Below are 12,408 nucleotides of genomic sequence, written 5' to 3'. Positions count from 1 at the left end.
CGGGACGCGTTAGCGAAATTGTCTTAAATAGCGAAGATCGTTGTCGAAGTTCAATCGAATGTCATCAATGCCGTACCGCAGCATCGCGAGCCGCTCGACCCCCATGCCAAAGGCATAGCCGAGATGGCGGTCGGGATCGATCCCGACCTTGCGGAAGACCTCCGGGTACACCATGCCGCAGCCGAGCACCTCGAGCCAGCCGGTCTGCTTGCAGACACGGCAGCCGCTGCCGCTACAGATGACGCATTGAATGTCGACCTCCGCCGATGGCTCGGTGAAGGGAAAATACGACGGGCGAAAGCGCAGCGCGAGATCGCGTTCGAAAAAGCTCCGCAAGAAGTCATGAAGCACGCCTTTGAGGTCCGCGAAGGTGACTGCCTCGTCGACGAGCAGTCCTTCAACCTGATGGAACATCGGCGTATGGGTCAGATCCGAGTCACAACGGTACACACGACCCGGCGCGATGATCTTCAGTGGTGGCTTCTGCGTCTCCATCACCCGGATCTGAACCGGCGAGGTGTGGGTGCGCAGCAGCCGCTGTGTATCGAAATAAAAGGTGTCGTGCATCGCCCGCGCGGGATGATGCTCCGGAATGTTGAGGGCCTCGAAATTATGATAGGTATCCTCGACCTCCGGCCCCTCGACGACGGCAAAGCCCGCTTGCGCGAAGAGATGCTCGATGCGGCGCAGCGCGCGGGTGACCGGGTGCAGTCCGCCCATTTCACGCCCCCGGCCAGGCAGACTGACATCGATGCGCTCAGCCGCGAGACGGGCGGTGAGGGACGCTGCCTCCAGCATCGCTTTCCGCGCATCGATGGCCGCTTGCACCGCGGCCTTCGCGAGATTGATCTGCTGGCCCGCGGCGGGGCGTTCCGCGGCGGGCAAGGTTCCGAGTTGCTTCAGCAGCGCGGTCAACTCACCATTCTTACCGAGATAGCGCACGCGAGCCGCATCGAGGGCCGCGAGATCCTGCGCCTGCTCGATCGTCGTCAGCGCCGCCGCCTTGAGGGCCGCGAGACCGAGTTCGGTTTGTTCTGCCATATCCGCTTCTGCCTTGATGATCAGATCCGCCGCGTTCGGCGCCAAACGAAAAAGGGAAAGACCGGGGCCTTTCCCTCCTGGATCCGCGGCACGCCCGCGCCCGCTCGAGCGAGGGCATGCGCCCGCTCAGGCGAGTGCGGTCTTCGCCTGTTGCGCAATGGCCGCGAACGCGACCTGATCGTGGTAGGCGATGTCAGCGAGCACCTTGCGGTCAACCTCGACGCCCCCCTTCTTCAGACCGTCAATGAGACGGCTGTAGGAGAGCCCGTTTTCACGCGCCGCGGCATTGATGCGCGCGATCCAGAGCGCCCGGAATTGGCGCTTCTTCTGCCGGCGATCGCGATAGGCATATTGGCCGGCTTTGATGACCGCCTGCTTGGCGACACGAAAGACCTTGCTGCGGGCTCCTGAATAGCCCTTGGCTTGGTCGAGAATCTTTTTGTGACGAGCGTGGGCGGTAACACCCCGTTTGACGCGTGGCATAAGTGGACTCCTTGAGATTCGTTCGAGTGCGCGGCGATCAGCAGTAAGGGATCATCCGCAAAGCGGCCCGCACATCCGACGGTTGAAGGTACTTCGGAGAGCGCAATTGGCGCTTCCGCTTGGTCGACTTCTTGGTCAGGATGTGGCGCCGATGAGAGGCGTTGCACTTGATCGAACCGGAGGCCGTCCGCGTGAAGCGCTTGGCCGCACCGCGATTGGTCTTGATCTTGGGCATTGGGTTTCAACTCCGCGATTTGCCGAATAATTTGATTGCAACGCCCATCCAGCCGAGGAGCTGGCATCCGGTGCCGCATGGTCATCATGACCGTGGGGCACCGCACGCCCTCAGGGTGATTCGCCCCGGGACCTGTCCGTTGCGGCGTTGCTATTTTTTTTTGGGGCCCAGCACCATCACCATCTGGCGTCCTTCCATCTGGGGTTTTTGCTCGACGATGCTGAGTGCGGCCAGATCGCTTTCAATTCGCTTCAAAAGTTCCAAACCGAGTTCACGGTGGGCGTGTTCACGCCCGCGAAATCGCATGGTGACCTTGGCTTTGTCCCCGTCGTTTAGGAAACGGGTCAGGCTGCGTAGTTTAACCTGATAGTCTCCCTCATCCGTCCCTGGGCGAAACTTCACCTCCTTGATCTGAACCTGCTTCTGCTTTTTCTTGGCTTCGTTCTTCTTCTTCTTTTGATCGAAGAGGAAACGGCCGAAATCCATCAATCGACACACTGGGGGATCGGTATTCGGGACGATCTCGACCAGATCGAGACTGGCCTCGGCGGCCATCTCCAACGCCTCACGCGTACCCACGACTCCGACTTGGTTGCCGTCCGCGCCGATCAAGCGTACCTCGGGAACGTTGATCTCCTTGTTGACGCGGTTTCTCTTTGGTGCAGCGATAGCAGATTCCTCCAAATGCGCTGAAAAGGACGACGCAGGCGTCGACCGCGCGAGCTTAAAATGGGACTCGACGAATCAATGGGTCCGATTCGCGACCTCTGTGCCGAGACGGTCGATGAAGGCGTCGAGGTCGAGGATCCCCAGATCCTGGCCCGCACGATCACGGACCGCGACGGATCGTGATTCCACCTCCCGATTACCCACGACGAGTAGGTAGGGAACTCGTTGGAGGGTGTGCTCGCGGATTTTAAAGCCGATCTTCTCGTTTCTCAAGTCCGTTTCGGCACGGAAGCCCTTATCACGCAACGTCTTAGCCACCTCGCGCACATACTCGGCTTGCCGATCCGTGATGTTCATCACCACCGCCTGTCGCGGCGCGAGCCAGACCGGCAACTGGCCGGCGTAATGTTCGAGCAGGATGCCGATGAAGCGCTCGACCGAACCGAGAATGGCCCGATGGATCATCACCGGAACCTGCTTGCTGTTGTCCTCGGCGATGTAGTGCGCGCCGAGCCGGGCGGGCATGGAGAAATCCACTTGGATCGTGCCGCATTGCCAGGCACGTCCGATGCTGTCATAGAGGGTGAACTCGATCTTAGGGCCATAGAAGGCGCCTTCGCCGGGTTGCACCTTGAACACGAGGCCCTTGTTCCTGAGCGCCTGATCCAAGGCGTCCTCGGCCTTGTCCCAAAGCGCATCACTGCCGACGCGTTGCTCGGGGCGCAGCGATAGGGCGAGATCGACCTGATCGAAACCAAAGTCACGATAGGTCTCGAAGACCATGTCGATCAGGGTCGCCACCTCCTCCTGGAGCTGGGCCTCGGTGCAAAAAACATGGGCATCATCCTGGGTAAAACGTCGTGCCCGCATCAGGCCGTGCAGGGTGCCAGAGGGCTCGTTGCGATGCACCACGCCGAACTCAGCGATGCGTAACGGCAGATCACGATGACTTTTCAACCCTTGATTGAAGAGTTGGATGTGCCCCGGGCAGTTCATCGGCTTGATCGCGTAGTCGTGGTCGTCGAGATGCGTTGTAAACATCCCGCCGGCAAACTTGTCCCAGTGACCCGACCGTTCCCACAGCGAGCGATCGATGACCTGCGGGGTCTCGACCTCCTCATAACCATATTGGTCGAGTTTCTCGCGCATGTAGGACTCGGCCAAGCGGTAGATGACTCGCCCCTTGGCATGCCAGAAGGCCATGCCGGGCGCTTCGTCCTGGAAGTGGAACAGATCGAGTTGCTTGCCGAGCTTACGGTGATCGCGCCGCTCCGCCTCCTCGAGACGATGTAGATACGCCGCCAACTCCTTCTGGTCGCGCCAGGCGGTGCCATAGATACGCTGAAGCATGGGGTTGCGCGCGTCGCCGCGCCAATAGGCCCCCGCCAGCTTCATCAGCTTGAAACCCTGACCGAGCTTGCCGGTACTCGGCAGATGTGGCCCACGACAGACGTCGAACCAGTCGCCCTGACGGTAGACGGAGACCGCCTCACCCTCCGGGATGATGTCATCGATGATTTCGACCTTGTAGGTTTCACCGAGCGCGCCGAAGGCTTCCTTGGCCTGCTCACGGCCCCAGACCTCACGCACGATCGGCAGGTCGCGCTTGACGATCTCGCGCATGCGCGCCTCGATGCGCTCGAGATCGTCCGGCGTGAAGGGCTCGTCGCGAGCGAAGTCATAGTAGAAGCCGTTTTCGATCGCCGGCCCGATGGTGACCTGCGTGCCAGGATAAAGCTCCTGCACCGCCTGAGCCATGACATGCGCCGCGTCGTGACGCAGAAGTTCGAGCGCGATCGCCTCGTCCCTAGCCGTGATGATCGCCAGCTCGGCATCCTGCTCCAGCACGTGGGAGGTGTCGACCAAGACGCCATCGACACGCCCGGCGAGCGCCGCCTTGGCGAGACCACGACCGATCGCGGCGGCGACGTCCGCCACGGTCACGGGATGATCGAACTGTCGCTGTGAACCATCGGGCAGGGTAATGCGGGGCATGGCGAGACCTGGCGGTTTCAGTGGTGATCGATACCAAGGATCACATGAAAAACGCCAGCTCCAGCAGAGTGCCGCCCGAAGAGTCGGGACGGCCAACGGCCGGAGCTGGCGGCTGGCATGTGGTAGGCGCGATTGGACTCGAACCAACGACCCCCACCATGTCAAGGTGGTGCTCTAACCAACTGAGCTACGCGCCTGTCGTTGCGAGCAGGGGATGATACAGGCCTACCCTACCTTTGCCAAGCCCTATTTTTAGATCACCCCCAGGCCACCTTCCCCCTCCAAGGTTCCTTCTATTCCAATAGGCCGTTCCAGCAGGTAGGCCGTTCCAGCGGGGCCGCCACTCGGATCGATCCAACTCCCGGCGCCCCGACGCGGCAAGCCATCCTACGGACGCGCGGGAGGGGCTTCGCCGGTCGCCTCCCGGCTCCACGCCCGACCGAGCAACACCCGAATCAAGCCGCCCAATGCATTGTATTCACAAGTTCTTCCATGGATCGAGCAGGGTCGGTTCAGGTGTTGCGGCTATACTGTCGGGCGACAACCAGCAGAGGTGCGCGAACGCATGACCATCATCCGCGAACACGATTTCATCCAAAGCATCGCCGATGCGCTGCAATTCATCTCCTACTACCACCCCAGTGACTATCTCCAAGCCCTCGCGGCAGCCTACGAGCGCGAGGAGTCGCCCGCCGCGAAGGATGCGATGGCACAGATTCTGGTCAATTCGCGCCTGTGCGCGCAGGGGCATCGACCGATTTGCCAGGACACCGGAATGGTGGTGGTCTTCGTGAAGGTCGGCCTCGAGGTGCGCTGGGAAACGACACGGGATCTGCAGGCCATGGTCGATGCGGGCGTGCGCGCGGCTTACCGCCATCCCGACAATGTCCTGCGCGCATCGATGGTCTCGCCCCCCATCGGTGCACGCAAGAACACCGGTGACAATACGCCTGCCGTGGTGCATGTTGAACTGGTCGCGGGTGATCGCGTGGAGGTTCGTCTCGCCGCCAAGGGCGGCGGCTCGGAGAACAAGGCGAAGTTCACGGTGCTGAATCCAAGTGACAGTTTGGTCGACTGGGTGCTGCGAACGGTGCCAACCATGGGGGCAGGTTGGTGTCCACCCGGCATGCTCGGAATCGGCATCGGTGGCTCCGCGGAGAAGTCGATGTTGCTGGCCAAGGAGGCGTTGATGGGGCACATCGACATCCATGAGCTGAAGGCACGCGGTCCATCGAACCCCATCGAAGAATTGCGTCTAGAACTCTACGAACGCGTCAATGCGCTCGGCATCGGCGCACAGGGCCTCGGCGGCCTGACCACGGTCCTGGACGTGAAGATCCTGACGTACCCCACGCACGCCGCCTCGCTGCCGGTGGCCATGATCCCCAACTGCGCGGCCACCCGGCACCTCGACTTCACACTCGATGGCCGTGGCCCCGCCCAACTGACCCCGCCTCGACTCACCGACTGGCCCGAGATCACCTGGGATGCCGCCGCTAGCGCGCGTCGGGTTGATTTGAACACCCTGACCCGTGAGACGATCGCATCCTGGCAACCAGGTGAACGCCTCCTGCTCTCGGGCAAGCTCCTGACGGGGCGCGATGCCGCGCATCAGCGCATCGTCGAGATTCTGAATCGGGGAGAATCACTGCCCGCTGGCGTGGATCTCACCAACCGTTTCATCTACTACGTTGGCCCCGTTGATCCCGTGCGCGACGAGGTGGTGGGCCCAGCTGGCCCGACCACCGCCACGCGCATGGATAAGTTCACCGAACAGGTGCTCGCGCAGACCGGATTGATCGGCATGATCGGTAAGGCTGAGCGTGGGCCCGCGGCGATCGCCGCCATCAAACGACACGGCGCCGTCTATCTGATGGCCATCGGCGGCGCGGCCTATTTGGTGGCGCAAGCGATCAAATCCTCCCGCTTGATCGCCTTCGAGGATCTCGGCATGGAGGCGATCCGGGAATTCGAGGTCGAGGATATGCCGGTGACCGTCGCGGTGGATCATCGTGGCGAATCACTGCACGAAACAGGACCCGCGCTGTGGCGGGAGAAGATTGGGGGGATCCCGGTGCGGGTTGAATCCTCGAGTGAGGAGTGAAAAGGGATCAGGGAACGGTTATTTGGTGTTCATGCGTTGGGACATCGGTCCAGCGGCTACGCCTTGCGAGCAAGCGCCGAGACACCTCGGTGTTTGGTCTGGATCGAGGATCTTGGCCCCAATGTCTTGGATGACCCTGCGCAAAACAAGAGGAGACGATCTGAGTGGAGACCTATACCGCGTTTCGCATCCATCAGGACGAGGCCGGCCATCGCGCCGGCTTCGAACAGCTGCCCATACCGCGTCCCGGACCGGGAGAGGTGTTGGTTCGCGTCGCCTATTCCAGCGTCAACTATAAGGACGCCCTCGCCGGGACGGGGCGAGGCAAGATCCTTCGTACCTTTCCGCTGGTTGGCGGTATCGATGCCGCCGGAACGGTCGAGGCCTCCGAGGATCCTGCATTTCGTCCCGGTGATGCGGTGATCGCAACGGGCTGGGGACTGAGCTTCGATCATGATGGCGGGTATGCCGAGTTGCTCTGCGTCCCGGCATCCTGGCTCGTGCCCATGCCCGAAGGCCTGGATGCGCGCACCGCCATGATCCTTGGCACCGCGGGGTTCACGGCGGCGCTCGCGGTACACCGGATGCTAACCAACGGCCAGACGCCCGCGCTTGGGCCGATTTTGGTCACTGGCGCGAGCGGTGGGGTTGGCTGCGTGGCGATCGCGCTGTTCGCGCGGCTCGGCTACGAGGTGGTCGCACTCTCGGGAAAGGCCGCGTTGGCGGACTGGCTGCATCGCATCGGCGCGACGCGGATCCTGGGCCGTGATGCCCTAGCGGATGCCAAGCGTCCCCTGGAGCGCGCGCGCTGGGGAGGCGCGGTCGACAACGTTGGTGGGGAACTCCTTGCCCAGATCACCCGCACCCTGGCACCGCATGGCAATATCGCCAGCATTGGGCTCGCCGGAGGTCATCAGCTCGAAACCACTGTCATGCCCTTCATCCTGCGGGGTGTCAGCCTCCTCGGCTGTAACTCCGTGGATGTCCCACAACCGCTCCGACGGACCCTGTGGGAACACCTCGCAACCGATTGGCGTCCCGCCGATCTCGATGCACTCCTGAGCAAGACCCTCGACTTCGCCGACCTTCCTGAGGTTTTCGACGACATGCTGGCTGGACAGACACATGGTCGCGTGCTCGTCAAAATCGCGCCGTCCACGCAGCCGTGATGGATCAGATCGTGCGGTGATCAATAGGACAGCGCGGCGTGCCGGGCTTCAGATGGCCTGTCTCGCCGCGGTCAGCGCGAACAGCCTCGCTCAGCCCTGACCTTGATCGGCCCACTGCGTCGGGGTCAGGGTCTTGATCGAGAGGGCATGCAACTCACCACTCGCAATCTGCGGCTTGACCGTCTCCATCACGAGGCGCTGTTTCTTGATCGGTGTCAGACCTTCAAAGACCTCGCTGATAACCACGGCATCGAAGTGACTGCCGTCTCCCGAGACTTGCACGGTCGCGCCGGGTAGGCCGATCCGGATCAGTTCCGCAACTGCTTCGGTTTCCACTCTCGTCTACTCCTCATGTCTGAATCTGTGAGACCGCGCGGATGCGGTCTTCTCGTTTGTCATCTCGCGAACAACATGAGGTCAGCGAGGATGGCCGGCAAGACCTCCGGGGGATCCGCCTCGACGCCGGCGCGGAATCCCATTGAGGCTGGTTCAGGTGGGAACGATCGTTCGGAGCGCGCGGGGCGCGATGCTTGCCGGCGGCTCAGAGCTCCCGAGTGGCCAGGAAGCGGACATCCGGCCACCGTTCCTGGGCGAGATCGAGATTGACGCGGGTGGGGGCCAGATAGACGAGCTGGTCATCGCCGTCGAGCGCCAGATGCTCGTAATTCTTCTCCTTAAATTGCTCGAGGCGCTTCGGATCGTCGCAAACAATCCAGCGGGCGGTCTTCACGCTGGCCGGCTCGACCGTCGCCTCGACACCATACTCGTCCTTCAACCGATAGGCCGCCACATCGAATTGCAGGATACCGACCGCCCCAAGAATCATGTCGTTATTCTTGAGAGGACGAAACACTTGGGTCGCACCCTCCTCGGCGAGCTGCACCACCCCCTTCTGCAGCGCCTTCATGCGCAACGGATCCTTCAAGATCACGCGGCGGAACAATTCCGGCGCGAAATAGGGAATCCCGCCGTACTTGAGCTCCTCGCCCTCGGTGAAGGTGTCGCCAATCTGGATGGTGCCATGATTGTGCAGGCCGATGATGTCCCCCGGCCAGGCCTCCTCGACATGCCGACGCTCGTCGGCTTGAAAGGTGATCGCGTTGGAGATCTGTACCGTCTTGCCCGTGCGAACGTGCCGCATCTTCATCCCCTTGCGATAGCTCCCAGAGCACACCCGCAGGAAAGCGACCCGGTCACGATGGGCAGGATCCATATTCGCTTGAATCTTGAAAACGAAGCCGGTGAAAGCGGCCTCGCTCGGCTCGACCGCACGTTGCCCGGTCGCACGCGCGCGCGGCGGCGGGGCATACTCGACGAAGGCATCGAGTAACTCACGCACACCGAAATTGTTGATCGCGGAGCCGAAGAACACCGGCGTTTGGCGACCCGCTCGATAGGCGTCGAGATCGAGCGGATGACTCGCCCCCTCGACAAGCTCCATCTCAGCCCGCAGCTCATCCGCCTGATCACCGAGCATCTCGTCCATTCGCGGATGGTTGAGCCCCTCGATGATCTCGCCCTCGGCAATGCGCCCGCCATGCTGGGCGCTGAACAGATGGGTGCGCCCGGACCGCAGATCGTAGACACCCTTGAAGCGTTTGCCCATGCCGATCGGCCAAGTCACGGGCGCGCACTGGATCTTGAGCACCTGCTCGACCTCATCGAGCAACTCGATCGCGTCACGCCCCTCGCGGTCGAGCTTATTGATGAAGGTGAGAATCGGTGTATCACGCAGTCGACACACATCCATGAGTTTGATCGTGCGCTCCTCGACCCCCTTCGCGACGTCAATCACCATGAGTGCGGAGTCGACCGCCGTCAACGTCCGATAGGTGTCTTCGGAAAAATCTTGGTGCCCGGGGGTGTCCAGGAGGTTGACGATGCTGGCGCCATAGGGGAACTGCATCACCGAGGAGGTCACCGAGATCCCCCGCTCCTTTTCCAGTTCCATCCAGTCCGAAGTGGCATGGCGTGCGGCCTTGCGGCCCTTCACGGTGCCCGCGAGCTGAATCGCGCCGCCGAAGAGCAAGAGCTTCTCGGTCAGCGTGGTCTTGCCCGCGTCTGGATGCGAAATGATCGCAAAGGTTCGACGCCGTTGGAGTTCTTCTCGAAGTTCGCTCATGAGATCTTGATCGCTGAATGGAGGTCACCGCGTGGCCAATCCCTTTGCAAGGCACCCGAGTCTGCCAGCACCCCTTGCCCCCAGACGCGAGGAGCCTGCGGTTTCTCGGGTGTCTCCGCGACGACGAGGGAGTTTTGATCGCGGGTTGGACCAAACCTCGGGAGTATAACGGTGAACGCCAACGCGATCACCCGACGCCCCACATCTCGCCGTGCTCGCCTCAGGTCGCCTGATTGCCGCCGATCCAGTGCCCTCGGATATACTGCGCGGCGGCGAGCCTTGAGTGCGCCCGTGACGCCCACGCCGGCTCGCACCATCCGAACCACATCATCGGCAAGAAGAGACATCGGTTTGACACCCACCGCCCCATCACGGCCGCCCACGCACCACCAGGTCGCGGCCGATCTGACCCTGCGCGCGATGCGCGAGGGCGACGTGACACGGGTCTGCGCAATGGACCGCGAAAGTTATGATTTTCCCTGGACCGAAGGCATTTTTCGCGACTGTCTGCGGGTTGGTTATTCCTGCTGGATTGGAGAAATCGAGACCACGCCCGTCGCGCACGCCATCATGGCCGTGGCCGTGGGGGAGTGTCATATCCTGAACCTGTGCGTCTATCCCGACTGGCAAGGACGCGGATTCGGGCGGCGACTCCTGCGTCATCTGTTGACCTTCGCGCGAACCCGCAAAGCCGATAGCGCCTTCCTGGAGGTGAGGATATCGAACGCGCGCGCCCGCGCGCTGTACGCCTCGGAAGGCTTCTGTGAGGTCGGGGTCCGTCCAGGGTATTACCCCGCGCGCAAGGGGCGCGAGGACGCGGTCGTCCTCGCGCGCGCGCTCGATCCGGGCACGACGGAACGTCTCGCGGGGTGACGCCCGCGCGACCATCCGCACGTCAGGGCAGCAGCATCCCTCGGATGGTGAAAAACAGGATCGCGGACAGCACCGCCGAGGCCGGAACCGTGATCACCCAGGCCGCGACGATCTTCAGCACCTGGGAGCGCTTCACCAACTCACGGCGATAGACCTTGCGCAAACCTCGGCGCTCGCGCTTTGAGAAATTGGCCGGATCGGTTCGCAGCTTCGATCTGCGTTTCAGCTCGCGTAGCATCGAACCTTTTTCGTCGATCGAGGCCGCGGCGAAGCGCGCGATGAAGATCCGGATCGCGGCCTGATCCCCCTCGGGATGGTGGGACTTGATGTCGTCGAGCATCCGGTCGTACTGGCTCTTCAGATATTCACGCAGGAAGCCGACGCCGAACACGGCACCGACGGCAACATGCGTCGTGCTGACCGGGATGCCGAGCTGGCTCGCGATGATGACGGTGATGGTCGCCGCCATGGCGATGCAGTAGGCACGCATTTTATCCAGCTCAGTGATCTCGGAGCCCACGGTACGAATCACCTTCGGGCCGAACAGCCCCAATCCGATCGCGATTCCGATCGCACCCACGACCATGACCCAGAAGGGCACCGGCGCGGCGCGGACGATCTCGTCCGTGCCCGAATTCATGACATCGACAATGGCCGCGAGCGGACCCACGGCATTGGCGACGTCATTGGAACCGTGGGCGAAACTCAACAAGGCCGCCGCGAAGATCAAGGGAACCGTGAACAGCTGATTCACGCCTGCCTTGGTATTGGCGATGCGAACCGCCTTCCGATTGATCACGGGTTTCACCATGAACCAGACCGCCACCGCGGATACCGCCCCCACCGTCAGCGCCTGCCACGCGGCGACACTCCAGAGCCGATCGAAAGCCTTCAGCATCAAATAGGACACGAAGGCAAAAGCCATGGCCGCGATCAGATAGGGCACGGTGCGCCGGGATGCGGTGAGCAAATCCACCTGGTAGGTGATGGTCCGCTTGATGAGGTAGAGGAAGGCGGCCGCGATCACACCACCCATCAGCGGCGAGATCACCCAGCTCATGGCGATCGTTCCCACCGTGCCCCAGTTAGCAATCTGCAGACCACTCGAGGCAATTCCAGCGCCCAGCACCGCGCCCACGATGGAGTGCGTGGTCGAGACCGGGGCGCCCAGAATGGTTGCGATGTTCAGCCAGATCGCCGCCGCCAACAGCGCCGCCATCATCACCCAAACAAAGGTATCGGCGTCGGCGATCAGATTCGGGTCGATGATCCCGCTGCGAATCGTTCCCACCACCTCGCCGCCGGCAATGATGGCGCCCGCGGCCTCGAAGATAGCGGCGATCACCAGCGCCCCACCGAGCGTCAAGGCCTTCGAGCCGACCGCGGGGCCAACGTTGTTGGCCACATCGTTCGCGCCGATGTTCATGGCCATGTAGCCGCCGATCATGGCGGCAATCACGACAAAGAGACTCCCGTCCGCCTCGGCGCGCACGATCGCGTAGAACATCACGCCAATGATGAAGAGCAATCCGATACCAAGACGAAACAGTTCAAGACGACCCTTCTTCGTCGCCTTTTCCAACTCGTTGAGGTGGCTCAGCTCCATGGCAGGCTCGCGGCAGACATGATCGAACCTGGATTGTCCCAGAAATCGAACCGTCACCCAACTGTCACACTGTTGTCATAAACGTCCAAGACACAGAGCGTCGCACTGTCG

Annotated in this window: 11 protein-coding genes and 1 tRNA gene; 3 read left to right on the top strand and 9 right to left on the bottom strand. The window is 62.1% G+C overall.

The window, feature by feature from the left end:
* Nucleotides 1–9: 9 nt before the first annotated feature.
* The 6 genes from pheS to CKO25_RS09200 all read right to left on the bottom strand — a co-directional run bounded on the left by pheS (nt 10) and on the right by CKO25_RS09200 (nt 4,620).
* Complete coding sequence (gene pheS, locus CKO25_RS09225) at nt 10–1,041, bottom strand: phenylalanine--tRNA ligase subunit alpha (RefSeq protein WP_200387639.1); 1,032 nt, start codon at nt 1,039–1,041, stop codon at nt 10–12.
* 126 nt (nt 1,042–1,167) lie between these two features.
* Entirely contained in the window at nt 1,168–1,524 is a 357-nt protein-coding gene (gene rplT, locus CKO25_RS09220; protein WP_200387638.1) for a 50S ribosomal protein L20, read from the bottom strand.
* Nucleotides 1,525–1,561: 37 nt separating this feature from the next.
* A complete protein-coding gene (gene rpmI, locus CKO25_RS09215) occupies nt 1,562–1,759 on the bottom strand; it encodes a 50S ribosomal protein L35 (protein WP_200387637.1) in 198 nt (65 codons plus the stop codon).
* A 150-nt stretch (nt 1,760–1,909) separates the two neighbouring features.
* A complete protein-coding gene (infC, locus tag CKO25_RS09210) occupies nt 1,910–2,443 on the bottom strand; it encodes a translation initiation factor IF-3 (protein WP_200387636.1) in 534 nt (177 codons plus the stop codon).
* A gap of 60 nt (nt 2,444–2,503) precedes the next feature.
* Entirely contained in the window at nt 2,504–4,423 is a 1,920-nt protein-coding gene (thrS, locus tag CKO25_RS09205; RefSeq protein ID WP_200387635.1) for a threonine--tRNA ligase, read from the bottom strand.
* Nucleotides 4,424–4,543: 120 nt separating this feature from the next.
* Nucleotides 4,544–4,620: transfer RNA gene (locus tag CKO25_RS09200), tRNA-Val, on the bottom strand.
* Nucleotides 4,621–4,988: 368 nt separating this feature from the next.
* On the opposite strand from CKO25_RS09200, the gene CKO25_RS09195 reads away from it, so the two are divergent.
* On the top strand, nt 4,989–6,527 hold the full coding sequence (locus CKO25_RS09195; protein WP_200387634.1) for a fumarate hydratase: 1,539 nt from the start codon (nt 4,989–4,991) through the stop codon (nt 6,525–6,527).
* Between the two features lie 164 nt (nt 6,528–6,691).
* Complete coding sequence (locus tag CKO25_RS09190; RefSeq protein ID WP_200387633.1) at nt 6,692–7,696, top strand: acrylyl-CoA reductase family protein; 1,005 nt, start codon at nt 6,692–6,694, stop codon at nt 7,694–7,696.
* Between the two features lie 90 nt (nt 7,697–7,786).
* Here the strand turns inward: CKO25_RS09190 and CKO25_RS09185 are convergent, their stop codons facing one another.
* On the bottom strand, nt 7,787–8,032 hold the full coding sequence (locus CKO25_RS09185; RefSeq protein WP_200387632.1) for a BolA/IbaG family iron-sulfur metabolism protein: 246 nt from the start codon (nt 8,030–8,032) through the stop codon (nt 7,787–7,789).
* Nucleotides 8,033–8,237: 205 nt separating this feature from the next.
* Complete coding sequence (locus CKO25_RS09180; protein WP_200387631.1) at nt 8,238–9,818, bottom strand: peptide chain release factor 3; 1,581 nt, start codon at nt 9,816–9,818, stop codon at nt 8,238–8,240.
* 420 nt (nt 9,819–10,238) lie between these two features.
* Here CKO25_RS09180 and rimI point away from each other — a divergent pair, with 420 nt between their 5' ends.
* Nucleotides 10,239–10,691: a ribosomal protein S18-alanine N-acetyltransferase gene (rimI, locus tag CKO25_RS09175; protein ID WP_200387660.1), complete on the top strand. Its 453-nt coding sequence runs from the start codon at nt 10,239–10,241 to the stop codon at nt 10,689–10,691.
* 22 nt (nt 10,692–10,713) lie between these two features.
* Here rimI and CKO25_RS09170 read toward each other — a convergent pair whose 3' ends face one another.
* Nucleotides 10,714–12,297 (bottom strand): inorganic phosphate transporter, encoded by a 1,584-nt coding sequence (locus CKO25_RS09170; RefSeq protein WP_200387630.1) that lies wholly within the window; start codon nt 12,295–12,297, stop codon nt 10,714–10,716.
* Nucleotides 12,298–12,408: the final 111 nt, after the last annotated feature.

This window comes from Thiocapsa imhoffii, from assembly GCF_016583985.1.
In the GTDB taxonomy this organism is placed as follows: domain Bacteria; phylum Pseudomonadota; class Gammaproteobacteria; order Chromatiales; family Chromatiaceae; genus Thiocapsa; species Thiocapsa imhoffii.
This window is presented reverse-complemented; position numbering and strand designations above follow the sequence as displayed.